Annotated in this window: 22 protein-coding genes and 7 pseudogenes; 9 read left to right on the forward strand and 20 right to left on the reverse strand. The window is 68.9% G+C overall.

Annotated elements, in window-relative coordinates:
• Positions 1-64 precede the first annotated feature (64 nt).
• Entirely contained in the window at positions 65-3595 is a 3531-nt protein-coding gene (locus tag QQM39_RS00315; protein WP_301994543.1) for a CHAT domain-containing protein, read from the forward strand.
• 19 nt (positions 3596-3614) lie between these two features.
• On the opposite strand, the pseudogene QQM39_RS00320 reads toward QQM39_RS00315, so the two are convergent.
• A pseudogene (locus QQM39_RS00320) lies at positions 3615-3860 on the reverse strand (transposase family protein); the annotation flags it as partial.
• Here QQM39_RS00320 and QQM39_RS00325 point away from each other — a divergent pair.
• A pseudogene (locus QQM39_RS00325) lies at positions 3861-3976 on the forward strand (IS5/IS1182 family transposase); the annotation flags it as partial.
• 261 nt (positions 3977-4237) lie between these two features.
• On the opposite strand, the gene QQM39_RS00330 reads toward QQM39_RS00325, so the two are convergent.
• Positions 4238-4753 (reverse strand): putative immunity protein, encoded by a 516-nt coding sequence (locus QQM39_RS00330; RefSeq protein WP_301994544.1) that lies wholly within the window; start codon positions 4751-4753, stop codon positions 4238-4240.
• A gap of 379 nt (positions 4754-5132) precedes the next feature.
• Positions 5133-5489 carry a hypothetical protein gene (locus QQM39_RS00335; RefSeq protein ID WP_301994545.1) on the reverse strand — a complete coding sequence of 119 codons (357 nt, stop codon included), beginning with the start codon at positions 5487-5489 and terminating at the stop codon, positions 5133-5135.
• A 440-nt stretch (positions 5490-5929) separates the two neighbouring features.
• On the opposite strand from QQM39_RS00335, the gene QQM39_RS00340 reads away from it, so the two are divergent.
• Entirely contained in the window at positions 5930-6085 is a 156-nt protein-coding gene (locus tag QQM39_RS00340; RefSeq protein ID WP_301994546.1) for a hypothetical protein, read from the forward strand.
• Between the two features lie 344 nt (positions 6086-6429).
• On the forward strand, positions 6430-6993 hold the full coding sequence (locus QQM39_RS00345; protein WP_301994547.1) for a hypothetical protein: 564 nt from the start codon (positions 6430-6432) through the stop codon (positions 6991-6993).
• 164 nt (positions 6994-7157) lie between these two features.
• Here the strand turns inward: QQM39_RS00345 and QQM39_RS00350 are convergent, their stop codons facing one another.
• Positions 7158-7730 (reverse strand): hypothetical protein, encoded by a 573-nt coding sequence (locus QQM39_RS00350; protein WP_301994548.1) that lies wholly within the window; start codon positions 7728-7730, stop codon positions 7158-7160.
• Between the two features lie 322 nt (positions 7731-8052).
• Here QQM39_RS00350 and QQM39_RS00355 point away from each other — a divergent pair.
• The 5 genes and pseudogenes from QQM39_RS00355 (at position 8053) to QQM39_RS00370 (ending at position 11132) form a co-directional block, all read left to right on the forward strand.
• Positions 8053-8929, forward strand: a pseudogene (locus QQM39_RS00355) (IS5 family transposase).
• Between the two features lie 42 nt (positions 8930-8971).
• Positions 8972-9097, forward strand: a pseudogene (locus QQM39_RS46025) (transposase); the annotation flags it as partial.
• Between the two features lie 21 nt (positions 9098-9118).
• A complete protein-coding gene (locus tag QQM39_RS00360) occupies positions 9119-9556 on the forward strand; it encodes a cytidine deaminase (protein ID WP_301994549.1) in 438 nt (145 codons plus the stop codon).
• A 279-nt stretch (positions 9557-9835) separates the two neighbouring features.
• On the forward strand, positions 9836-10471 hold the full coding sequence (locus QQM39_RS00365; protein ID WP_301994550.1) for a helicase associated domain-containing protein: 636 nt from the start codon (positions 9836-9838) through the stop codon (positions 10469-10471).
• A gap of 109 nt (positions 10472-10580) precedes the next feature.
• Complete coding sequence (locus tag QQM39_RS00370; protein ID WP_301994551.1) at positions 10581-11132, forward strand: hypothetical protein; 552 nt, start codon at positions 10581-10583, stop codon at positions 11130-11132.
• Here the strand turns inward: QQM39_RS00370 and QQM39_RS00375 are convergent.
• The 16 genes and pseudogenes from QQM39_RS00375 to QQM39_RS00450 form a co-directional block, all read right to left on the reverse strand.
• Positions 11089-11880, reverse strand: coding sequence for an IS5 family transposase (locus tag QQM39_RS00375; protein ID WP_301994552.1), 792 nt, complete (start codon positions 11878-11880; stop codon positions 11089-11091). The two genes, QQM39_RS00370 and QQM39_RS00375, sit on opposite strands and share 44 nt — an antisense overlap.
• A gap of 455 nt (positions 11881-12335) precedes the next feature.
• Positions 12336-12794 (reverse strand): hypothetical protein, encoded by a 459-nt coding sequence (locus tag QQM39_RS00380; RefSeq protein WP_301994553.1) that lies wholly within the window; start codon positions 12792-12794, stop codon positions 12336-12338.
• Positions 12794-13318: a hypothetical protein gene (locus QQM39_RS00385; protein ID WP_301994554.1), complete on the reverse strand. Its 525-nt coding sequence runs from the start codon at positions 13316-13318 to the stop codon at positions 12794-12796. The genes QQM39_RS00380 and QQM39_RS00385 overlap by 1 nt, the downstream gene beginning before the upstream one ends.
• Before the next feature lie 57 nt (positions 13319-13375).
• A pseudogene (locus QQM39_RS00390) lies at positions 13376-13681 on the reverse strand (HAD family hydrolase); the annotation flags it as partial.
• A gap of 210 nt (positions 13682-13891) precedes the next feature.
• Positions 13892-14569, reverse strand: a pseudogene (locus QQM39_RS00395) (BTAD domain-containing putative transcriptional regulator); the annotation flags it as partial.
• 417 nt (positions 14570-14986) lie between these two features.
• Positions 14987-15376 (reverse strand): hypothetical protein, encoded by a 390-nt coding sequence (locus tag QQM39_RS00400; protein WP_301994555.1) that lies wholly within the window; start codon positions 15374-15376, stop codon positions 14987-14989.
• Between the two features lie 17 nt (positions 15377-15393).
• Positions 15394-15834 (reverse strand): protease inhibitor I42 family protein, encoded by a 441-nt coding sequence (locus tag QQM39_RS00405; RefSeq protein WP_301994556.1) that lies wholly within the window; start codon positions 15832-15834, stop codon positions 15394-15396.
• A 17-nt stretch (positions 15835-15851) separates the two neighbouring features.
• Complete coding sequence (locus tag QQM39_RS00410; protein WP_301994557.1) at positions 15852-17468, reverse strand: peptidoglycan-binding protein; 1617 nt, start codon at positions 17466-17468, stop codon at positions 15852-15854.
• Between the two features lie 64 nt (positions 17469-17532).
• Entirely contained in the window at positions 17533-17958 is a 426-nt protein-coding gene (locus QQM39_RS00415) for a WXG100 family type VII secretion target (protein ID WP_301994558.1), read from the reverse strand.
• A 602-nt stretch (positions 17959-18560) separates the two neighbouring features.
• Positions 18561-19808: an MFS transporter gene (locus tag QQM39_RS00420; protein ID WP_301994559.1), complete on the reverse strand. Its 1248-nt coding sequence runs from the start codon at positions 19806-19808 to the stop codon at positions 18561-18563.
• A gap of 108 nt (positions 19809-19916) precedes the next feature.
• A complete protein-coding gene (locus tag QQM39_RS00425; protein WP_301994560.1) occupies positions 19917-20243 on the reverse strand; it encodes a hypothetical protein in 327 nt (108 codons plus the stop codon).
• A 2-nt stretch (positions 20244-20245) separates the two neighbouring features.
• A pseudogene (locus QQM39_RS00430) lies at positions 20246-20434 on the reverse strand (transporter); the annotation flags it as partial.
• A 352-nt stretch (positions 20435-20786) separates the two neighbouring features.
• Complete coding sequence (locus QQM39_RS00435) at positions 20787-21008, reverse strand: hypothetical protein (protein ID WP_301994561.1); 222 nt, start codon at positions 21006-21008, stop codon at positions 20787-20789.
• A gap of 574 nt (positions 21009-21582) precedes the next feature.
• A complete protein-coding gene (locus tag QQM39_RS00440) occupies positions 21583-22491 on the reverse strand; it encodes a site-specific integrase (protein WP_301994562.1) in 909 nt (302 codons plus the stop codon).
• The gene (locus QQM39_RS00445; protein WP_301994563.1) at positions 22431-22781 is read right to left on the reverse strand and encodes a hypothetical protein; all 351 of its coding nucleotides are present in this window, start codon (positions 22779-22781) and stop codon (positions 22431-22433) included. Before QQM39_RS00445 ends, QQM39_RS00440 begins: the two co-directional genes overlap by 61 nt.
• A gap of 604 nt (positions 22782-23385) precedes the next feature.
• Positions 23386-24507, reverse strand: coding sequence for a 4-hydroxy-3-methylbut-2-enyl diphosphate reductase (locus QQM39_RS00450; protein ID WP_301994564.1), 1122 nt, complete (start codon positions 24505-24507; stop codon positions 23386-23388).
• Between the last annotated feature and the right edge of the window lie 140 nt (positions 24508-24647).

Below are 24647 nucleotides of genomic sequence, written 5' to 3' on the forward strand. Positions count from 1 at the left end.
CTCCGAACCCCCTTCGCCACGATCCCGGCCACGCTACCGTGGAGGGAACGGATCGGGGGGCCGCGTGTACGACGATGTCCGGTTGGTGGTCGAGAACTTCGAGTCTTCCGCTGACGTCGGCGCACTCCTCGCCGCCGCCCTCCCACCGCCATCGCAGTGCCCGCCGCACCTGCTGCCGCACCTCGCACAGGCGTACTGGCTCCGCTACCGCGCGCAGAGCGGGTTCGACGGCTTGATCGACCGGGAGTTCTGGGCGTCCCTCGTGGGCGGGGACGCCGATCCCGTGGTCGCCGCCGTCACCGCCGCGGAGCAGTACCGGGAGCTGGTGGAGGCACGGGTGGATTTCCTTGAATGCCAGGACCCCGAGTCGCTCGTCGACTTCGTGAACGCCTACACCGCGTTGCTGGACGCGGTGGACGACGAGCGGATGAAGGCCGCGCTCATCGTCGACCAGTGCGCCTTGCTGCTCATGCTCGACGAGTACCACGGCACGAGCGACTACGCCGAGAAGGTCCTCAACGCGCTGGACTGGGTGCTGGACCGCACGCCCGACGCCGACCCGCAACGAGCCCGCCGGCTGGTCGATCGCGCCCGCGCTCAAGTGAACGCGGGCAGGCGACGAGGTCAGGTGCTCGCCGACTACCGGGCCGCCGCCCAGCTGGCACTGCGCGAACGCCCGGTGTGGCGCGATGTCGTGGTCGAGCTCGCTCAGTACGAGTCCGACCTCTACGCGAACGGCGCCGCGCCGATCCATCTGGCAGGCGCGTTCGTCACCTGCCGCGACCTCGCCGACGCGCTGGAGCGGGATTTCGGCAACACGGTGACCCTGTCCGCGCTCGCCCAGCTCGAACATGAGGTCAGCAGCCGCATCGGGCCGGACGTGGCGCGGTTCCTGCGGACTTGCCACCGCGATCCCAGCGCTCTGCAGGCGCAGCGCGACAAGGTCACGGCCCTGCTGCGGCAGAACATCGGGCCCGGCGTACTGGTGGAACGGCGAGACCAGGCGTGGTTGCTCGCCATCGGGCTGCCGCTCGACCACGAGGACAGGCTGGACGCGCTGCTGGACCTCTATCACCAGCACATCGACCTCTGGGAGCTCGGCGGGGACACCGCGGCGATCGGGCTCGCCTACGACACGGTCTTCGAAGCGATGCTCACCTCCTCACCCGACGACGCACGCAGAGCCGAGCTGTTGACGGCGCTCGCCCATGCCGCGGCGACCCTCTCCGTGCAGACCGGCTCCCCCGAGGACGCGACGGTCGCGGTCGCCGCGGCACGCGCCCTGCTGGAGATGCCTGCCCGCGACGAGGGGCAGCGAGCACTGTGGCTCGCCACCCTGGCATCCGCGCTGGTCGAGCAGTTCCAACGCGGCGCCAACCCGGCGGCCGGCCAGGAGGCCGTCACCGTCGCGGAGGAGGCCGTCGCGCTGACCGCACCAGGCGACGAGAACCTCCCGTTGCGCTGGTCGGGATTGTCCACCGCGGCGCTGCAGGTGGCCGAGTCCGGCGACCATGCTCTGTTCGCCCGGGCCGTCGAGGCGGGCGCGCAGGCAGTGGCCGCCATTCCCGAGGACGACGTACGCCGTATCGGAATGCTCTTCAACTACGCCGCCGCCGTGCAGACGCAGGCGGTCGCGACCGACGTCACGGACGCCGAGCCGTTTCGCGAGGCCGAACGCGCCTACCGCGCCGCGCTCGCACTGCTGTCTCCCGACCACCCCGACAACCCGCGCATCGAAAGCACGATCGCCGACCTGCTCTACCACCGGTACCAGCAGTGCGGCGACCTGGAAGCACTGGAGGACTCGCTCGACCTCGCCGAGAAAGCCGTTCGCGAGACGCCCCGGGACCACCACTGGTGGCCGTTGCGAGCGTTCGTACTCGCGCGCTCGGCTGGAGCGCTCGCGACGTTCGGCGGACCGCGCACCGACGAGTTGCGCCAACAGGCGATCGCCCACTACCGGGCGGTCGGCACGCACCCGGCCGCCACCGCGCAGCACCGGATGCTGTGCGAGCGGGGGCAGGCCGCCATACTCGTCGAGGCGGACCCGGCGACGATGCTGAACGCGCTGGAACGCGTGATCGCAGCCATTCCCGCGACGATCAGCCGGGCGCTGCCGCGAAGTCAGCGGCTGCGGGCCGTGCGGCAGTTGGACGGCCTCGCCGACCGTGTGGTGGACGCCGGCACGCGGTCCGGCGAGTTGGACAGGGCGTTGGAGCTGCTCGAACAGTGCCGGGCCGTGCTGTTCGGCGATGCGTGGGGAATCCGTCGCGGCTGGGCGAAGCTGGTCGAGATCCGGCCGGAGCTCGCCGACAAGCTCAGCCAAGTTGAGAAGGATCTCGCCAACGCCGACTTCTACTCCGACCTGACCTTCCAGATCGAGGTGGAATACCGCGGCCGGACCTCCACCAGGGACTGGGATCCGCGACCGCAGGCCGTGGAACGGATCAGGCGGCTAGCGGCGCGGCGGGACGGACTGATCCAGACTGCGCGGGCCGTGCGGGGGCTTGAGAACCTGCTGATGCCGCCGGACCTTGAGCTGCTGCGCGAGCGCCTGATCGGGCACACCGCGGTGATCGTCAGCGCGGCGGGCACCGCGCTCGTCGTTCCCGGTGACTACTTGCGGCCCGTCGAGGCCGTGCCGTTGCGACAGATGACCGCAAGCACAGCACGCGCCCAGCTCAGGAAGCTGCGGGCGGCGCTCGCTGACGTGAAGGCCCCTGGCTGCTCGTTCGACCGGCGCGAGCAGGCACAGCTGGACCTGCACGCCGTGCTGGAGTGGTTGTGGGACACCACGGCCGGGCCGGTACTGGACCGGGTCGCGGACTCGCGGCTGTGGTGGTGCCCGGTCGGCGTCATGGCAGGGCTGCCGCTGCACGCGGCAGGCAGGCACCGCGACCGCGCAGGGCTGACCGTCTTCGACCGCGTTGTCGCTTCGTACACGCCGTCGCTCACCGCGCTCGCCGACACCGTCCACACGCCCCCTCCGCAGCACCCCCGGCCCACCGCGCTCGTCGTCGGCGTCGGCGAGTGTGAAGGCGTGCCCACGCTGCCGAGCGCCCGCGACGAGGCCGAGGCGGTGGCCGCGCTGCTGCCCGGCTCTACTGTGCTCATGGACTCCGCCGCCTCCGCTGACGCCATCAAGGAAGGCCTGCACGACCATGCGATCGCCCACTTCGCCTGCCACGGCCGTGCGGTCAGCTCCGCCGGGCACCCCGACCTCGGCGGGCTGATGCTCAACGACGGGATGTTCGTGCCGTCGTTCGTGCGCGACTTGCGCACCACGCAAGCGCAGCTCGCGTTCCTGTCCGCGTGCGACACAGCCAGTCCCGACCCGGCGCTGCTGGACGAGCCGCTGAACCTGGCATCGGCGTTCCACCTCGCCGGCTTCCGCGGCGTCATCGGCACGCTGTGGCACACCGCGGACAGCGCCGAGACCGCCGTGGCGGTGTACGAGGCGCTCACCGCGCACGGCACCCGGCCCGCCGACACCGCCCAGGCGGCCACAGCGCTCACCGAGACCTCACGTCGCATGAGGGGCGCCTACCCGGCCGTGCCGACGCGGTGGGCCGCGCACGTGCACGTCGGCGACTGAGCTGCTGGACGCTGCCACCCAGGCGTGCGACGCCGCGTTCGACCGGTGCCCGTGCCGCAGACAGCGTCAGGTGGACGGTCTTCTCGGTGAGGGTGAGTTCCCGCAGGGGCCTGCGTTTTGATGCCGTGGTCACCCAGGGGCCGCCGCCCGGGTAGGCAAGATCGGCCAGGAGGGGGACGCCCTGGCGCTCGCAGATGCGGATGATCCGGTGGGTGCGGGCGGCGGTCAGGTCGTGGGCTCGGCCCGGCAAGGCGGGTGAGAGCCACGCCACGGCATGAACATCCAGGTCCTCACCGACCCGTTCGGACGGCTGCTCTGGGCTCACCGGCTCTGCCCGGCTCGACTGACGGCCTGACCGCCACGCGACAGCACGGGATCATCGAAGCCCTCGCCGGTACGGGCTCACATTGCGGCGGGTGACGCCGCGATGCAGCACGGCGAGGGTCCTGCTGTTCGAGGTCGCCCTGCTGCAGCAGTGCGTCCCAGCCGCCGAGGATCTCCAGGAACACCTGGCGAACCACGGAGGCTGGCACAACCCAACTGGCGCCGACAGCCCGCTTACTGCTCCTCCACGACCCGGCAGCGTATCCGCACGGCGGCGGTCGTAGACGGACCCCTACGGCAGGCGCAGCAGAATCCGACTCAACAGTCGAACACCGACCAGCAGATGTCGTTGCGCAACCTCTGGTCATCAAGTACGAGCTCACGGATCGCCTCCGGGAGCTGATCGCGCTGCCACTGGCACTCGAGTCGTCCCGCGGCCTCGCTCTCGCCCTCCGGTGCCGCTGCACGTGCAGCCTTGATCGCGTAGGCGGCCGCGCCGAGCTCGTGCGCGGCGACGTGCGCGACGGCCCCGGCCTGGCCAGCGGCGTACGCGGCATGCCGTGCTGCCCCACTCAGGTCTCTGGCTGCCCCCATCGCATGGCCGCCCGCCGCGCGAGCCTGCATCATCTTGACCTCGCCACGCACCCAGGCCCGGGCATGCTCGATCGCCTGGCGCGGTCGCGGGTCCCCAGGCTGGGCCGACTCGAAGAGGCCGAGGACGTGCTCTGCACACGAGGCAGCCCATAGAGCGAGCAGACGGTGATCCGCATCAGTGAGAGTTCCACCACGGCGGATCGTCACGAAGCGAGGGTCCCGGACCTTCGGGAGGATCATGACTTGCACTCTCTCCTGCGCACATCGGCGCTACTGGCTGCGGTGTGCCCCGGTGGCCAGTCAGCCGCCTGGGTCCGGGAATGATCCAGAGTGCTGACCAGTCCCCTCTCGAATACAGCAGAACCCGAGAACCAAGCCTGCCCCTGGCCCGCACCCGGTGCGTTGTCAATGGTGGCAGGCAGGATGGCGGTCATGACAACACCAGCTGCGCAGATCCCGGGCCTGCTCGATCACCAGCGCCCCGAGCGCGGCGTCGGTCACCGTTCCGGGAACTGGTGAGCCTCCATCAGGTGCTCTGCTGCCCTACGCGCGCTGGCGGCGTGGACAGACCTTGCCATGGCCGGCCCTCAGAAGGGCCCGGCCACAGCTGCGATATTCGTCAGATGTCGCACTTGGCGCTCTTGTACCAGCCGATCCACCGCTGGTTGAAGTGGGATGACCAGCGGACGCCCTGGGACTGCCCGTTGCCCACCGACACCGTGATCGTGCGGCGCCCGTCAGCCCAGCATGCCTGGATGGTGTAGTCCGCGCGCCCGCCGTTGGGCATCTCCTTCCAACCGTTGGCTGCGTCCCAGGAGTGGTAGATCTTGCGGTTGGGGGCGATGGCGAATATCTCGTCGGTCGTCCCGTTGTCGTCCCAGTCCGCGTACGCGGGCGGGTCGTCGCACTTGTAGGAGAACGAATACCCCCACTTCTTCACCGTGCACGCGGCGGCCCCGACGTCGGCGGAGTCCACTGGCGAGCCCTCCTGAACAGTGACTCCAGCGGGCATCGAGGCGCCCGCTCCGGTGGCTCCGCTCAGCGCAAGGCCGCCACCGAGAGCGGCTGCCGATACGGCAAGAGCAATACGCCTGCGAGCATTCATGAACCAGATTCCTTTCCTGCAGAGTCCGAGGGCGGTGCGGCGTGGATGGCATCGCCCTTTCGCTCCACCGAGGCTGCTTGCCGGAACAGACCTCCAGCAAGGCTCTTCGGCCAGGTGACGCCCACACGGGACGTCAATCCGCTGACCTGCCAGGATGCCGCGCCGAGAGGCGCAACGCCGGGACGGGACGGGCGCACGGCTGCTGGCCTGCCGCTCCCCGCCACCCCCCCCCATGGCTCGACGGCGAACCAGCCACCCGCGCGCGGTGGCACGCCACGCCGCTGATGGGCGGCTTCGCGATGTGCTCCCCGGTGTTCTTCCTTCTGGGCGTCAACCTGTACTTCACCGGCCAGCCGGGCAGCGGTGACTGCTCCAAGGGAGCAGGCGCGGCCGCGGCGGCCAGCACGACGCTCCGCCGCTCTTCCGACAACGAGACCGAACTCCGTTCGTCCGGCTTCCGCCGATGACGCGCTACACCCGCCCGTGCGCAAGTTGAACCAGAGCCCGTTCTCATGAACATCGACTTCGACTCGTACAGGCTGCCGCCCGACGACCTCCTGAGCGGCCGGGCGGCCGACCTCCACACGAACCCCTCCAGAGGCGGGCGGACGTGGTGTCACCGCAGCGGTTCCAGGGCCCGATTGGCGCCCAGCGGACCGGACGCTGCACGGTCCGGCGTTGACGAGTTTGGCGGCCAGTACGTATCGGCCTTTCCCCTTCGGTACAACCGAACACGTATCTGGCGTGTCTCAGATCCCACAACGCGCGTAAACGCCACACATGGGCCCAGGGGGGAACCGAGTTGAGGAACATGACACGAACCGCGCTGACCTGCCTGATCGGTGCCGGGATGGTCACCGCCGTCGGCGGGGCCGCCCAGGCCGCTCCGGCGGCCGAGGGCGGATCCAAGCCGGTCAAGACGATTGAGAAGGGCCACGCCCTGTCCTGCACGGGGCAGTCCGGAGGGGTCTCCGTCGCGGTGGACCTCTACCAGAACTCCGCGTTCGGCTCGCACGCCAGTCTGTCGGTCGAGACGCCGGACGGGGAGTACGGCGGCGGTTACGGACCGCAGGACACCCCCCTGTTCACCAACGGGACGATCGCGGCCGACATCCCGGTCAGGGAACTGGACGACACGGCCGAGCCGGTGGGCGACGCCGTCATCAGCGGCACCTACGCGGCCGCGGGACGGCCGAAGCCCGTGCATGAGGTCGTCGAGGACCCGGCGGGACACTACGTGATCACCAAGGGCACCAACACACCGCTGCGGACGGTGGCCACGGTGGATGTACTCGGTGAGAGGCTCCCGCTGTCCTGCTCCACCGCCTTCGCGTTCGACCTCACGGTGTGGCGGCTGACTCCCGGCCAGGGCTGAGGAGCGGTTGTGTACGGCCGGCCGCCGGTGCAGCGGCGGCCGGTTACGAGCATGATCTGCGTCCAGCGGGCGCATCTTCGACGAAGTCGACCTAACCCCCGGCGAGGGCCTCGATCCGCAGGACGGGGCGCTGCTTCTGCCCCTTGGTGAACCAGGCGATCTGGTCATAGAAGTGTTCGGCGCCCGGCTTGTCGAAGATGGTGCACGGCAGCGACGCGGTCGATGTTGAAGTCGCCGAGGGCGATGAGTTGTGGTCCCAGTCGAACTCGCGCTCCGCCCAGCTGGCGAGCCATTGGGCGATGGCCTTGAGTGGTGACCAGGGCGAACGTCTGGCCCGGTGAGAGGAAGCTGACCGCATAGGGGGTGCGGGCGAACTGCCGGTCCAGCGCGCTCGCGCTCACCTCCGCGTCCTGCTCGAGTGGCACCACGAGCTCGCATGCCAGCCCGGACGGCTTCACGCGGCGCGTGTCGAACAGGAATGCCGGCCGCTCGTCGTTGCCTGCTTTGCCGAGGGTCACGTCGGTGAGGAGGAACGCCCAGTCCTCGCGGAGGACTTTCAGCAGATAGCGCAGGGCGCGCAGATTGCCGCGCACCTCCTGTACCGCGACCACGTCGAACGGGCGGATCACCGCGGCGATCGCGTGCAGGTCGGCGAAGTTCCGCTTCCGCGAATCGCCCCCGAGCCGTGCGTGCGACGACGGTCTTGGGCGGCACCAGGATGTCGGCTTCGGGCACACGATCCTCCTCGACGCGGCAGCAGTCCCTCCTCCCGAGCCTGCAAGATCACCACAAGCGGGACGAGACCCTTCCCGGTGACAATGAACTGGACGGCATGCCGGTGCATCTGGAAGGAGCACGGGGGACCTTGACGGATGTCCATCAGGTGCCATTGCCACATGAGGGTCACCGCTGGACGTGGGCGACACCAGCGGGGCCGCATCATCGCGAGGCATTCTGGCGACGTGCAGAGCGGCTGTCCGGCTGTTCGCGTCGGGGGGCTACTCGGTGGCACTAGGGTCTGTTGCGAAAGTGGATCTTGGTCGTGGATGATTTCGCTCTGTGGGGCGTGGTGATCTGACGAACGGCCAGTGGGCCCGGCTGGAGCCGTTGTTGCCGCAGGGCATCAAGCCGGGCCGTCCGCCGGTGTGGACACGGCGGCAGCTGATAGACGGCATACGGTGGCGGACCCGGACCGGTGCTCCGTGGCGTGATGTGCCGGAACGCTACGGGCCCTGGGACCGGGTCTACGACCTGTTCCGGCGCTGGCAGCGGGATGGCACCTGGGCGCAGATCGTCACCCGGCTCCAGGCCGAGGCGGACGCGAAGGGCCTGATCACCTGGGACGTGAACGTCGACTCCACCGTCTGCCGGGGCCACCAGCACGCCGCCGGGGCGTCGAAAAGGGGGACCTGCAAAAGGAGCCGCCCGGCGGCCTCGCCGTCGAGCCGGCCGACCACGGTCTCGGACGCTCCCGGGGCGGACTGACCACCAAGATCCATATCGCCGTCGAGCAGGGGGCAGAAGCCGCTGTCTGTGCTGATCAGTGCCAGTCAGCGGGGTGACTCGCCGCAGTTCGAAGCCGGTCCTGGAGGCGATCCGGGTGCCCCGCCTCGGGCCAGGCCGGCCCCGCAGGCGGCCGGACCGAGTGCGGGCCGACAAGGCGTACGACTCCCGCCGCAACCGTGCCTACCTGCGCAGACGCGGCATCAAGGCGACCATCCCGGTCCCCGCGGACCGGGTCCGCAACCGTCAGAAACTCGGCTCCCGAGGCGGCCGGCCGCCGAAGTTCGACAAGACCGACTACCGCGAACGCCACGCAGTCGAATGCGGGATCAACCGTCTCAAGCGCCACCGGGCCGTGGCCACGAGGTACGACAAGCTCGCCGTCCGCTACGAGGCGACCGTGCTGGTCGCAGTCCTCAACGAGTGGCTGTGACCAGCACTTTCCCAACAGACCCTAGGCGCGGGACTGACCGACAACGGCACCGACCACCCCACCCACAAGGCCCAAGGCAGCATGATCCGCCGCTCCATCATCTGGCGGAACAAGCACACCGCCGATATTCGCTTGCGCACCATCGTCACTCGCGCCAACGTCGCCTGACACCGCACGAAGGCAGAGAAGATGACCGCACATCCCCACCACGTCGACCACGAACTCATCCAGGCCGCGGCCCATGTCGCACGCACCCGCTGTCGCGGCGACAGCCACACCATGGCAGCCGCAGCCCGCGCCCGGGAGGGCCGGATCGTCACCGCCGTGAACGCCTACCACTTCACCGGAGGGCCCTGCGCCGAACTGGTCCTCATCGGCGCGGCAGCCGCCCAGGGCGTCTACGAACTGGACACCATCGTCGCCGTGGGCGACCGCGACCGCGGGGTAGTTCCCCCCTGCGGCCGGTGCCGCCAGGTGCTCCTCGACTACTTCCCGGCCCTGAAGGTCATCGTCGGCTCAGACGACCGCATCCGAACCGTCCTGATCACCGACTTGCTCCCCGAAAGCTACGTTTGGGCCGACCACCAGCTCGACGCTGAGCAAACCGCGTCACCCAGTCCGAGCTGACTCCGCCAACCGACAACAGGGCGAACGTTGCCTGATGCGGCACTCGTTCGGCAGTCGGCGGGTTGTGGTGGATGCAGGCGGCCCACCGGCCTGTCGACGTCGGGTCGGGGCTGCCCTTGTTGGCTGCCCCTCCCCCGACGCCACCGGTGAGCACATGGGGGCGACGGGATGGCGACCCGAGTCGTGGGTGCCTCGACGTGTCGGGCAGGGTTCGATCTGGGCCGATGGCTGGCGAATCTGCGCGCCGCTTGCGCGGGCTTGCCGCCTGAGCATGTACGGGTGCTGGCGGAGCTGGACGTTTGGTGGAACCCTCCCTGGCCCATCAGTTGGCAGCGGACTTGGCACCGGGCCCGTGCTCACACCCTCGCTCACGGCCCCGTCACCGGTGCGGACGAGCTGGTCCGGCTGCCGCGCTGGCTTGAGCGGTTACTGAGCCACCAGATCACCGAATTCCCCCAGCTGGCCGGAGAACAGCGGCAATTGCTCGCCCAGCTCGGCCTCACACCCACCAAGGTCGACCGCTTCCACACCTGGCCCGCGCGGCGCCGCAGCGTCACACACGGCTTGGAGGCTGCTCGCGACTGCGCCGCCCACCACGGCCCCCTGGCCGTCTCCCCACTCACCACCCACGACAGGTTCACGCTCGGGAAGTGGCTCAACCAGCAGCGCCACCGCCAGCGCGCCGCCACCCAGCCCACGCGTCTCGGCCGACGACTCACTGCCCTGGGCACCTGGTGGATCCGCCCTGGCCACTGGAATGGCAGCGGTACTCCTGGGCCGCCCGCCATCATCTCCACGGCCTGCCCGAAGGCGTGGTGTGATGGCCCGGCAGACCAGACAAGGACCAAACCCGGCAGTGGCTGCACGAGCAGCAGGCCTCATAGCAGCACCTACACGACAAACAAAGGGAGTTAGAAGCTGTTGTCTCCGGACTTGAGGACTGCGTTTCCGCTGGTCGGGCATAGGGTCGGCGATCCCGTGGGAGTTGTGGCATGTCGTGCTGTCGCTGCCCGGGAGGTCGTGGATGCCGTCGGTGGTTGGGCTGTTGGAACAGCGTGAGCTGGGTGCTCACCGTCGTGTGGACGAGCTGCGGGAGGAAGCCGACCGTGTCCAGGCCGAGTTGGCCGTGGCCGAGCAGGAATGGAAGGAGTGGGCCATCGCCTGCTCGCGGGTCGGCGAGGTGCTGGCCCCCGTGGACGAGAGCGGGCAGGACCCCGCCCGGGCCGAGGGGACCGCGCCGGCCGCCGAGGAGCAGATCGGAAGGACGCCGCAGGTGCCGGAGGCAGCGAAGACGAAGTCGCAGGTTCCGATGTGGCGTGAGGGGCTGGCCTGGTCGGTGCTGTCGGTGGACTACCAGCGCATCCTTAGTGCGCTCGCGGACCGGGCCCGGCTCCATCAAGGGCCGCTGACCTGCCAGGAGATGGCCGCAGGGTTCGGTATGGACGTGGTGCCGACGCGGGTGGAGGCGCTGCGGTCGAAGGCGAAGCGCCTGGTCGCGCGCGGCTGGCTGGCCGAGCAGCAGCCAGGCCGGTTCACGCTGGCTGCGGGCGTGGCCGGGCCAGGCGGCGGGTCATGAGCAGGGTCATCGACCAGTAGACCATCGCCTCGGCGCTGGTGGTGCGACGCTCGTAGTCGCGTGCCAGGCGGCGGGTGCGCATCAGGTGGGCGAAGAGGCGCTCGACGATCCACCGCTTGGGCAACACCACGAAGCCGCGCATGTCGTCGCTGCGTTTGACAATCGCCAGGACCAGGGCGAGCGCGGCCAGGCAGTACCCGACGAGGCTGCCGGTGTAGCCGCCGTCGGCCCAGACCAGCTCCAACTGGTGGTGCGTGTCGGTGACTTGCTGCAACAGCACCTGGGCGGCGGTGCGGTCGCCGACGTCCGCGGCGGTGACCATCACGCCCAGCAGCAGGCCGAGGGTATCGACCACGACGTGCCGCTTGCGCCCGTTGATCAGCTTGCCGCCGTCGAAGCCGCGGCTGTCCGACCCGACGACGGCGTCTGCCTTGACCGACTGCGAGTCGATCACGCCGGCCGACGGCTCCGCATCCCGCCCCAGCCTCTCGCGGATCCTCGCGCGCAACCGGTCGTGGAACTCCTTGACCAGGCCGTGGTCACGCCAGCGGCGAAAGAACGCGTATACCCGGTCCCACGGCGGGAAGTCGGCGGGCATCGCCCGCCACTTGATGCCATTGTCGACCAGGTAGCGGATCGCATCGAGTATCGCCCGATGGCAGTACGCCTCCGGCTGCCCTCCCCAGCCGCGCATCCAGCCAGGCACCGGCAGCAACGGCCGTACCGCGGCCCACACCGCGTCCGTCATGTCCGTCGGATAACGCGACTGCCGAAACCCGTTGTCGGCGGCGTTTCCGAACCGGTGAGCCAGACAGTCACACTCCAGCGTGACTGAACTGGACTGCGCGCCCATCGACACGGAACACTGCGGCACCAGGGCCTCCTGATGTTGCTCGGTGATTCGACACCAACGAGCTGTTCAGGAGGCCCTGCTCGTATGCGCCGAACACCTCGCGACCACCCAATCGAGACTCCCGTTCGACGGACACCGCTCAAGATCGGAACGACAACAGCTACTAAGGAAGCCAAGCGTTGTCTCAAGCGTCGCCTGGCCGACCACGTCTGGCGCGTCATGCTCACCGATGAACAGCGCAACCGCAGGCTGTATCAAGCCGGTTGACAGATACAGAGCCACCCCGGGTCTGATGGAGGCTCCGGCCTGCCCCGCGTTGGGTGGATGCTCACGGGGGCTTCGCCAAGGCGTCAGCTGTGGACGGTCTGTCTCACACCGTCCTTGTCGGTGATGTCCACGGACATACGCCACCTCGTCCGCTTGTCGACCGTGACGGTGATCTCACTGCCGAACTTTCGGCCGTTCAGATCCTTCGCCTTGATGCTGGCGCCGTACGTGGCGTCGTCGTGGCAGTCGCCGACGTCGGCATTCAGCGCCGTCCCGTTACGGACCACGAGACCCCCTGCGGGTCCGAGGCAGGTGTAGCGCACGCCGAGTTCGGCAATCCGGTCGGCAGATACAGGCAGTTTGACCGTACCGGGTCCGAGGCGGCCAGGTTTCTTTTCACCGCCGTCGGGGTGGTCCGGATCGGACACCCGTGGGACGGCCGACTCGGTGGAGGTGGGGGCCGGGCGGGGTGCGACGTTCTCGCTGCACCCGGCGGCCAGGACGACGATGACCGGCAGTACGGCCAGACGTGTTCTGCGCATCAGTTCGTTCCGTGCCAGGTTTCGCGACCCTCGTAGACCAGCCGCGCTTCTCCGCTGCGTATCACCTTGGTGGTGCAGTTGGGCTGCGTCTCGTTGTAGTTCCACTTCGTGTACTTGACCTTCACACCCGCGTGCAGGTAACCATGCCTCATCGTGTCCGGCACCTTCCACGACCACGTGTAGGTCGAGCTGTTCGTCCACTGCCACGCGAAATGGTAGTCGAACTGCGCCTCCGCCTTGGCGAAGACCACCTTCGCTTCGCCCGAGATTGCTCCGCCCACGGTGGACGTCGTCGTCTTTCCCTTGTGGAAGGTGATGCTGATTGTCGTACCGCTATCACCTCCGGATCGGGGTTCCATGTCCCTGTAGTAGTTGCGGCTGCCGGAGAAGTCGTATCCCCGGTCCGACGGACACACCAGGGGACCGACCTCCTCGCGTGTGTCCGCCGACGCGGGTGCGATGCCTATGCCGGTGAGTACGACGGTGGCGCAGCCGGCTGTGATGATCCTGGGCGCGAGGCGCACGTGATTCCCCCTGATTTCCTCGGTAAAAACGACCGAACAGGCCGTCGATCACCGACCCTAGGTGGCAACTCTGTTCGACGTAAGCGCAGTTGAGTGAGATCTGAGGCATTCAGCACAAAACCCGGTACACACAGGGCTCTCCACTCGGAAGGTGGGGAGCTTCTCGGCTTCCTCGCTTCGCCACTGGATCGTCGCCCAAGGGCCACGGTGGACCAGCGCGGCGTGCATGCCCGGGGCGACGGCCGGGCGAAGGTCGTTGTCGACGCGGTCGCCAACGTAGAGGATCTCGTCATTGCAGAACGGAGTGACCTCGGCGACGCGCTCGAAGAACAGCGCGTTCGGCTTGCTCGCGCCCCACCGGTTCAGCGCCTGAGCAGCGAGATTGCGGACCTTTCGGTTGGCCAGCCACTTCGTCAGCCGGGTGGCGCTGGCGCCGCGGGCCGATAGAAGAATGTGCGTGGCGCAGAGTTGACCTTGACCGGATCCATGACAGCTGGTCCGCCTATTACGTAGGCGTCCAGGCCCATGACGGCCAAGCCATGATCGTCCGGCCAGAGATGTCACATGGGCGAGCTCGAACGCGGGCTCGACTCCGAGCTCCTTCCGCAGGCGGCGGCGCCGGAATTCTTGGTACAACTCCGTGGATCTTCCCGGGGCGCCAAGCTTCAGGTGGGCACGTATCAGAAGAAGATGGCTGGGCTCGTCAAGCGGTTCCCACGTGACCAGGAGCTCCGCGATCTCGACGGCTTCCCGCAGTCGCTCGCCGGACAGCAGGATCTCGCCCGCTTCACGCAGGGCATAGAACCTGCGCTGATCCCACGTCCTTTGATGTTCCTCAATCCATGGCGAATGCACGTCGACCAACAGAGGGAGCTGCAGCAGTTCGAGATCGTTGGTGAGGGATGGCGTGTGCGGCCAGTCCGGGTGGGCGAGAGCATCGTGTGCCTGCTGCCAGTCGCTCGTGAGCACTGCCGAGATGCGTACGGTCTCGCCCTCCGCGATCACCAACTCCCGGGGTGCGGCCTGGTCCACCCGCCACAGCAGTCGGCTCAGCCTGCGCCGCCCGAGGCGCTCCGCCTTGTCAGGCCACAGGGGTCTGATGATCGCGGAGCGGCGAGCGGTTCGCCCTTCGCGCAGTTCGAGGTAGGCCAGAAGCTCCGCGGTCTGCGGTGGTAGGCGGTAGGACTCGTCGGGTCTCCTGGGTCTCAGTCGGCTTCGCAACCCCGAGCTACCAAGAGGCCCTGTTCTCATGCCCACAGCCGACGCCGATCACCCGATCGAGACTCCTGTTCGACACACACCCCTCAAGATCGGAACGACAACAGCGTCTTAGTACGCAGCTTGGCAGCAGACACATGAAGTGCAGGCCGCCGAGCCCCCTGGTGATCACCTTCGCCCTCGGTCCCCGTACGGCGTAGCCGCGACGGAAGCTTTGTCAACAACCATCGACGGCGGGTAGCACAACACCGCCTAGGCCAGAATTCTCGCCGGCCAGCTGCGGCGCATCCTGCAGCTGAGTGGACACGGCCCCGGTCGGTGGGCGGCCCGCCGAGGGGGGCGTAGCGCGGGCTGGCGGGGTGTCATTCCGTGGCCCGCCGAATTCCGCCCACGGCCCGCCTGAGGCGCTCGACGCCCCGCGGGTCGTCGAGGGCGGTTGAGGGGCTGAGCTCAGCGGGCGGCGCGCTCCCGGGTGGTGCGGCGCAGCCCGATGAGTTCGGCGACCGCCTCCAGCCAGCGGGCCACGACCTCGTCACCCTCCACGGGCCGGGCCACCGACGCGGCCGCATCCAGCCAGCCGCGCATCATGTCCGAGGCCGCCGGATCGGGCAGCAGCTCCGGCAGCCGGGCGGTGTAGCCGGTGCCACCGCTGCGGACGGTCCTGCCGAGGAACGCCACCGAGCGGGGCTGGACCCCGAGGCGGTCGAGCTCGACCGCGGCGCCCACGGCTCCGTCGCCGAACAGGGCGCTGCGACGTGGGCCCTGGGCGCCGATGCCGTAGCGCAGGAGCATGGCGACGTCGGCCTGTGCTGACTCTTCGTCGGTCTTGCCGGGGTTCATCGGTACCTCCGTTCCGGTCAGCGCACGGTGACCGTGTAGATGAAGTACGCCGGGTCGTTGCCGGGGCTGCCCGTCGCGGTGCGGTCGTCGCCGTCGGGGCAGGCACCCAGCACGCAGTAGCTCATTTTGATCTTCGTGGTGCCCGCGGCAACGGCCTGAAAGGTGAAGGTCTGCGTACCGTCACCACCTCCGTCGACACCGCTGTCGCCCTCGAAGTCCTCCTCCCGGCCGCCCTCCTGGCGCACCGTGGCACGGTCGGGGCCGGGGCGCACGATGCTCCAGTCCTGGCCCATCGAGGGGTTGGCCGGGAGCGTCAGCTCGAACGTGTCGCCCGCGTCCACTTCGATGGACCGCTCGTCGGCCTCGAACGTCTCGGGGCCGAAGAGGCCGCACCCGGACAGCATCACGGCCGTCAGCGGCAGGGCCAGGGCGGTGGACAGGCGGTGGCTGGTCTTCACGGGGATCGGCCTTCCGTTCACTGGGCGGGCAGGTGGACGCCGTAGGCGTCGGGCAGGTCCTTGTCGGAGGCCTTGTCCATGTTGCCGTTGACGAAGTCGTCCTCGCTGACCCACGTGGTCGTCCCCCAGGGGTTGTAGACCTGCAGCATGTCGCCCTCCTGACCGATGATCATCATGGAGTGGCCGACCCGGTCGCCGTTCTCGTCCTCGCCCTCGACGCCGATCGGCACCGGTCTGCCCTCGGCGACGGCCCGCTGGATGTCGGGCAGCGCGTCCCGGCGGTCGTCCGCGCTCCTGATCTCCTGGAACTCGTACTCGCCGCCCGTGTGCGGGCTGATCTCCTTGTTGGAGATCTCGGTCTTGCCGTCGTTGTCCATGCCGTCGGGTGTCGAGCCGAAGGGGAAGTCGTACGCGTCGTTTCCGTCGCCTTCGTCGTGCATCCGCAGCTGCTCGTCGCGCAGCCGCTCCCGGAAGGCGCCAGGGTCGTCCTCCTGCCCGGACGGGCCGCCGGTGAGTTCGAGGGCGTACACCGGATCGACCATGGCGCGCCCGGTGACGACGGTCGACGGCACGCAGGTGTTGCCTTCCTGCGACCACCTCTCGCCCTTGAACGTCTGCTGGTCCGTGTTGTGGTTGGAACCCTCGTAGGGGCCGCTGGTGTTGACCCCCTCGTCGGCCATGCTGTCCCCGGCCGTGGTGACCGGCGTCAAGTGCCGCTGCAGCCAGTCCGGGTCCTTGCCGTGGATCTTGTCGCGGAACTCGCCGACCTCCTTGACGTCGTACCCGGCGGCCAGTGCCTTCACCAGGTACGCCCGTTCCTGCGGGGTCTTCGCCTCGGCGAGCATCCGCTCGAACTCGGCCTCCTCGCGGGCGTCGAGGCGCTCCATCGCGCGGCCCGAGCGCTCCAGGTCGTTCGCGGTCAGCAGCTCGTTCATCTCCGCCGGGCCGCCAGGGCCCGCGATGTCGGCCAGCACGAGGCGGTCGGCGGCGGAGATGTTGTCGGTCTTCATCTGGCCCGCCCGGGCCTCGGACGCCAGCTTGTTGAGGTCGCGCGCCGCGGCCCGCGCCGCGTCGTCGGCCACCTCCGCTGCGGTGTGCATCGTCTTGGCGCCCGTGGCCGCGATGCTGCGGGCCCGCAGCCGCTCCGCCTCCTCGGCGTCCTTCTCCACCATGTCGTCGAAGAAGCCGTCCTCACCGCCGAGGATGCCGAGCGCCTCGCGCAACTGCTCGCGGCCGCCTTTGTCCTGGGCCTTGGCGTTGGTCAGCGCGTCGGCCAAGCGGTACAGGGCGCCGGCCGCGCCACTGAACGCCTGCTCCATCTGCTCGGCGGAGCGCGCCGCCGCCATCACCACCTCGGACGCCCGTGCCCCGGTGGTGCCCACCCAGGCGTCGGGCAGGCCCTCGTTGGCGACCTTCTGCACCCGCCGCTGCACGTCGGCGACGTCGTCGATCTGTTTGCGGTAGGTCTGGGCGAGACCCTCGATGACCCCGGGTTCACCGACCGGCGCCGAGACGCCCAGGGCGTTGTTGATGGCCCCGATGAGATCGTTCTTGCTGTCGGCCGAGGAGATGGAGTCGTGGTACTCGGCGAGCCTCTGGCGGCGGTCGGTGGTGGATTCGCCTGCGTCGGGCATGACGGTGCGGCCTTCTGTCGTGGTCAGGGCAGGAGTGCGGATTCGTACGCGGTACGAAGGACGCTCATCCGAAGTCGGACAGGCCGCGCGGCGGCGTGCCGGGCGCGGGCATGGTGCGGTGGCCCGGCACGGGAACGTCCCCCGCGGGCGCGGGCATCGTCGTCACGCCCTCGCCGCTCGCCGCGCTCATGCCCCGGATGGAGGCGTGCTCGGCGCCCTGGTAGTTCGCCTTGGACACCCGCACCTTGTCGGCCAGTTCGTGCAGGGCGCTCTCCAGGACCTTGGCCTCTGCCTGCCAGTCACCGGCGAAGTTGTTGTAGGCGGGGCCCGCGTCGGAGCCGCCGAGGACGTCCAAGGTGTAGCAGGCGGTGTCCTTGACCGCCCTGGCGATGGCACCGACGTCGTCACCCGCCTTGTCGAGTGTCTGCGCCTCGCTGTCCATCGCGCTCGTCTGGACGCGATAGCCCCCGGCGTGCCCTTGCACGGTCATGTCCGGCCCCCGTTTTTCTGATCTTGAGGGCGCAATCTAGCAGGGGACGGTGGCATGAACACTACGACCTTCACCACCCCCGCGCACAACAGCGGGCCAAGTCGAGGGCCCCGGAGTCCCAGCCTGGAGAGCCGGTTTGAGATCCGGGCCCCGGCGGGGCGGTCCGAGGGCAGCGCTCCCGGCGGACACACTCGCCACTGGCCAGGGCGGCGGGGCAGACGGTCGGCCGGATTGACGTGCAATCAGATGCCTGCACCCGGTCGACGAAGACCAGTTGGTGATCGGGCCCGGCACCAGCCGCCCGCTGACGGTCGTGGCCGCGTCGTTCCCGGAGCGCGGACTCGCACGACGCTCTTCTCCATCGCGCCGGATGTGGAAGCCGGCGCTCGTAGCGGCGGTGGAGTCGTCGGCAACCTGATAACCAGGACATCCAGGTGTTCAAGGTCCGGGGGAAGCTTCAATCGGCTACCGGGTCACCCTCGCCCCGCGGAGGGCACCGGATGAACCCACCGGAACGAAACCCGGCTGGCACGGACCCGCTGGGCGCACCATCGTGCCCGAAATACCGCCCGCCTGTGCTTATTTGGGCGTCAGAGTCGAGCTCAGCGAGGCACCGGATCTTCGGAGGCGGGCAGCGGTTCTGCGGTCTTCGGGGCCAGCGCGCGGATGGAGGGGGTGGCGACCATGGCGAGGGTGGCGAGGAGGATGAGCGCGGCGGCCGCGTAGAGGGTGGCATGGAGGCCGAGGAGGAGTACGGCGGGTCCGGCGGCGAACTGGGCGAGGGGGAGCGCGAGGTAGGAGCCGAGGTCGTCGTAGGCGTAGACGCGGGCAAGGCGGTCCTCGGGGATCTGCTCGTTGAGGGTCGAGTACCAGGCGACGCCGGCCTGCTCGACGCCCACGCCCGCCACGAAGTTGGCCACGACCAGCACCCAGGTGTACGGGGCGAGCGCGAGCAGCAGCGGGGTCATCGCCGTCAGGCCCATCAGCGCGCAGCCGACCAGGATCGCGCGCCGGGGCCGCCATCTCAGCGACAGTACGCCGCCGGCGACCGCGCCGAGCGAGCCCGCGGCGAGGGCAAGGCCCCAGCCGGTGCGGCCGATCCCGGTGGTGTCGGCGACGGCCGGGCCGAGGACGGTGAACGAGGCGGTGCCGCCGGCGTTGAGGAAGCAGAAGGCCACCACGATCACCCACACCCAGCTGCGGGAGGTGAACTCCTGCCAGCCGACGCGCAGTTCATGCACCAGGCCGGGGCTGGGCGCGGGCGGCGCGACCTGGACGCGGACCAGTGAGAAGGACGCGGCGGCGAGCGCGAAACTGAGCGCGTCGACGGCCAGGCCCCAGCCGGGGCCGACCGCGGCGACCAGTACGCCGCCCAGCGAGGCGCCCACGATCATCGCGCTGCTGCCCGCGATCCGGGAGAGCGCGAGGGCGGCGCGGCGGGACTCGGCCGGCACGGTCTGGGGCAGCAGGGCCTGGGCGGCGGGCTGGTAGCAGGAACCTGACGCCCCGTTGACCGCGGCGAGCACCATGAGCAGGGGGATGGCGGCGCTGTGGGTGAGGACCAGGGCGGCGATCACCGCCTGACTCGCGGCGCTGACCACGCTGCTGCCGACCAGCAGCGGGCCGCGCGGCAGCCGGTCCGCCAACACCCCGCCGTACAGCAGGAAGAGGATGCTGGTGAGAGAGTGCGCACCGACCACCAACCCGAGCGAACCGACCGAGCCAGTGGCGTCGAGCACGGCGAAGGCCAGGGCGATCGGTGCCACCCCGTTGCCGAGCAGGTTGGCCGTCGTACCGATGAAGAGGTGACGGAACGGGCGGTGGCGCAGAGGCGCCAGGGCGGCAGACATGCGCCTGATCGTCGGAGCTGGGCGGCGCGCCCGTCAACGGGTTATAGGACTGGCACCAGGCCAGGTGTGCGGCTGCCCACTCATTGGCACCCTGGCCGACGCCTTCGCCTACGCCGACGCGGCAGGCGTGACCCTGCGGATCGACGGCACCGAGGTCCAGGTCCGCCGCCCGGGCGCGAACAAGCCCGGCCGCCGGGCGTTCGTCTCCGGCAAGAAGAAGACGAACACCAAGAAGGCCACCGTCATCACCGACGAGAAGGGCCGCACCTGTGGGCCGGACCGTTCCGACCTGGGCGTACGCACGACGGGACCGCCCTTCGCGCCAAGGGCATCGCCGACCTGTTCGAACAGTTCGCCGACGTCAAGGCGAAGGTTGACGTCGGCTACCGCGGGCTGGACAAGCAGTTCCACGATCAGGTTCAGGCCCCGCCGCATGCGTCGTAGCGCGTGAAGTCGCCGGCGATACAGATCAGGCGCGGTCCGCTCCGCAACACCTGGGACGTGGCCGTAGCCCCGAGCCGGTCGCGGACCAGGCGCTCGAACGCGGCGCGATGGTCCATCAGCCACGCCAGGTAGAACAGGTCCTGGTTGATGACGCCGGCGTCGACACCGCGCTTGTATTCGACCTTACCGACCGCAGTAGCTCGTCGACTGGCTCTGAACTGCGACGATTCGTAGACTACATGTCCGTGACGGGAGTTGGAGACGTTGCCGGAACTCGGTTGGGTGATGTCATGCCGGGGCTCTATTCGGGTACGCGGCCGGTCTCACCCACTCGACCCGCCGGGATGATGAATTTGACTCATGTCAGCTGTGCTTAGAGCTCGTAACACGGCCAGTGTTTCTTGAGGCGTCGTGGAATTCTGTTCGGCGTTCCATGTCGCGGCAAGTTGTCAGTCGCGATTCACACGTCGAGCACTTCGGTCCCGCCCGACCAGCACACCTCAACAAGACCGTGTTACGAGCTCTACGCCACGCTTATCCCTGGGCGGCAGCGTCGTTTATGAACCAGCCCTGAGGGGCATTACCCTGGGTCTGCTGGCACTGCCACAGCGCCGCGTCGGCCCGCTGGCTCAGCGCCGCCTCACACTCGGCCTTGGTGCTGTAGTAGGTCGCGGCTTGAGCAGAACCAGCGGTCGCGAGGCCGGCGCCGGCGGCTACCGCGACACCTGCGGCGAAAAGCGCGAGCTTCTTACGCATTAAATTTTCCCCTTTTGCGAATAATTGACTAATTTATAGAGGCATTTTTGATACAACGGAAACCTAATCGAATATCCCGTCGCGTTCAGATTACATGACGTTTAGCAAGTACCAAACATCGATCTTGTGAAGATTCCGAAAACGATCGGTGAGTTTCTGTTCGCCGAGTCACCGTCGTTTCGGCCAGCTTGAGCCGGTCGGCGAGTTCCGAATTGCTGAGTCCGTCGGCCAGATGCAGCGGTTTGGTCTTGCTCCGGTATCCAGGTTGGCAAGCGGTGCGCGCAAGCGGTCACCCATGCCTATGTCTCGTAACACAATCATGATCGGTGCTTCTTGGGCCGCCTCCAGCCAGGGCGTTTGCAAAGTCCCGATGATCTGATGAGTGTGCGGGTCACGGCAGTAGGACGATGCCGGACGGATGCGCGACCGCATACATCGAAGCTCCGTTGTGAGGTGACCTTGCCGAGTCCCCTTCGCACAACGGAGCTTCGATGTGCCGTCAGTCTGCCACCGTCTGTCTGGTCAAATCGCCTACCCGTCAGCACCGCGCGAACGGTGTCGGCGCGGGAAGGCGTCAGCCCTTCGTAGCAGTGCTGCTGATCGCCTGCTCCGCCGTAGTGACCGGGGCGAGGAGCTTCGTGGCGATCGGCAAGTGGGCGGCCGACGCGCCGCAGGATGTCCTGGCCCGGCTCGGCGCCCGCACCGCAACCGCCCTGGCCGTGCGGATCCCGCACAGCGGCGCGACGATCCGCCACGTCATCAAGGACACCTGCCCCTGCGGCCTGGCCGGCCTCCTGGAACACGACCCGGCCGGAACCGACACCCTGGCCCTGCTGGTGAGGATTTCGCCGGGAGTGGCTGTGCCGGGTCCGGCGACCCAGACGTGCTGGAGGACGTTGTCCAGGTCCGACTGGGTCAGGTGGACGTAGTGCTCGGCCATGCGGTCGGAGACCTGACCGAGGTAGCGGCGGATGTGGGTCAGGGTCGCGCCGTGCCGTAGCAGCCGGGTGGCCAGCGTGTGCCGGGCCTGGTGGGCGACGTAGTGACCGCCGAGGTCAAGCTCGGCGATCCAGGAGCGGAAGCCGGTGTGGAACCAGGTGTAGGACAAAGCGCGGCGGCCGTCGGGGTTGAGGATGTGGGTGGGGAAGAGGGCCAGGTGAGCGCGCTCGGCGGGAGTGGGCGGGCGGCCGGCGTGGTGGTCGGCGTAGTGGGCCAGGGTCTTTTGGCGGCGTTCTTCGAGCCGGTTAAGGAGATGGTCGGGGATGCGGACGGCCGCGTTCAGGTTGCCGACCTTGGTCTGGTCGTGCCAGAGCAGGGGCAGCCCGCCGTAACGGCCGATGCAGTCCAAGCGGAGCGACGTGCCGAGCTTCTTGCCGAGGTCCTCGTTCCCGCCGAGGGCGGACTGATGCAGGTAGAAGCCCTTCAGACATGCCGCGGCGGTCGAAGCGCGGAGTGGCCGTATGGGCGCTTGCCGACCCGCCACGGCTCGCCGAGCAGCATGCGGACCTCTGCGCCCAGCAGGCCCATGTACCGTTCCAGGTCCCGCAGTTGGACCTCGGCGAAGGTCAGGCACTCTCGCTCCAGCCACCGCAGATGGTCCACCAGCAGATACGCGTACGTCCTCTGCGTTCCCGAACCATCATGGAGACGCAGGAACCGATCCGCCTCCGCATGGACCGTCCCCTCGGGCCACACGATCGTCCACGACCGCCGCCCGTCCTTCCGCTCGATCTGCTGCACCCTCAAGTCCCCGACCACCAGGTGCCGAACCACTCGTCCTCCGTACCGACTCCAGAACATGACAGACGCCCCGGACAAGGTCGGTAAAACAAGCCCAGAACGTGCTGGTTCACAGTCCCAGACGGACATCGCGGGCAGAACTACCTGCGGTCGGTAAACTCGACGATGACCGGCGAGCCGTTCTCGTCCAGCCCGAGCGAGCCGATCCGGCCTCCGTGGAGGCGCCTCGGCCCTCCGTGGAGGCGCCTCGACGAGGCCCTGCGCATCTGCCTCGACCTCAGCGAGACGCGGCGCGACCTCGTCCATTCTCGTGGCGCCACAAAATCCGCGCCAACGGCCCGTTCCTGAGTGCCAGCGCTGGTTGAGCCGGATGTGTGGGGTGATGCGGTGTCGTCGGCAGGCCACCCACCCGCCAAGACGGTGCCCGAACTGGTCGCCACCGCTCCTTCACAGGTGTTCACCTGGACGTCACGAAGGTCGCTGCGCCGGCCAAGGGGCGCCCTGCCCAGTCGACTTGTGGACAGCATGCCTCCGGCGCTCCCCCGCAGCCCGGCAGCCCGGCGGACATCGTCCTCCGGCCGACTGCGCGGCGACCGCGGCTGCGGAAGCCGCGCCTGTGCGGACGGCAGCACTCACGTCACGGATGGTCCGCCAGGACTGCGGGAGGTGCGGACAGGGTGGAGGAACACGACTGTCGCCGGACGTGGCTCGTCGGCCCCAGTCCGTCGAGGGCTCGGCCGACCGCCCGGCAGTCCAGTCCGTCGGTTGTCGCGTCCAGCACCGTGATCGTCGCGGCGTCCACGTCATCGGGCCTCAGGCGCTCCAGCGACGTGACCTCGCGAAGGCGTACCCGTGCCCGGGCCGCCAGTACGGCAGCTGCCCTCGCCGCGGGGCTGGTTCCCCGGCCGGTGACGAGGAGTACGTCGGACTGGGCCAGCGCCGAGCCGATGGCCGTATGCAGATCATCCATGGTGTAGCACCACTCCTGTGGGTGCTGGCCCCGCAATCGCGGAAAGCGCCGACGCAGCACTGCGAGGACCGCCACCGCATCGGACACGACGGCACCCGGGGTGACGACGAACGCGAGGCGGTCCGGGTCGGCGACCGTCAGACTCTCGGCCTGCTGCGGCGTCGCCACCCGCACGCCGTCTGCGTGGAAGGCCGGGTCCTGTCCTGGTTCCGCCCCGTCGGCCGGTGCGCCCACGACGATCACCTCGTCTCCCCGACCCAGGAACTTCCGCAGGGAGCGCGCCGCGCTCCGGGCCGCGGGACACGCCACGCCGGTGGGACATCCGCAGACCTGCCAGGGGCCGCGGGCGCTGTCGGATGCCTGCGGCGGTACCGAAGTACTCGGCCCCTGAGCGGCCTCCTCTTCCCGCCGGGCTGCCTCTGTGACCACGTAGAGTACGCGGCGCGTGCGCAGCACCGCGCTCCATGATTCGATCTGACGACGTGCGAAGGCGGTCGCGGCGGTGTCCTGGGCACAGGCGGCGAGAGCGAGACCGCAATGTCCGCCGTCGGGCTTTGCGTAGGAGACGGCGAAGACGGTTGACCGGGGTGTGGTGGCGCCGTCCCCGAGGTCCGCCCGGCCTAAGGCGCGGGTCTCGGCGGTGAATCCGGCTTCCTGGGCATGTGCGGTGAGCAGGTGGTGGGCCGGGCAGTCGACGGGGCCACGGGTGGGGTGTGTCCACGATTCGGCCACGGCGAGTGTGCCGGGGGTGACGTGGACGGTGGCGGAGTGGAGTACCTCTGAGAGCACGCTTCGGTTCATCGATCCTGAACTCGGGTGAAGGAGCGGAGGGGTGGACGACCGCCATTCAACCGATGCGTTTGATTCATTTTGTGCCCCTTCTCCGCCATGTTCGGATTCTCACCCCGACGGGCGAGCGGTCTCCCCTC

The organism is Streptomyces sp. DT2A-34 (assembly GCF_030499515.1).
Lineage (GTDB): Bacteria > Actinomycetota > Actinomycetes > Streptomycetales > Streptomycetaceae > Streptomyces.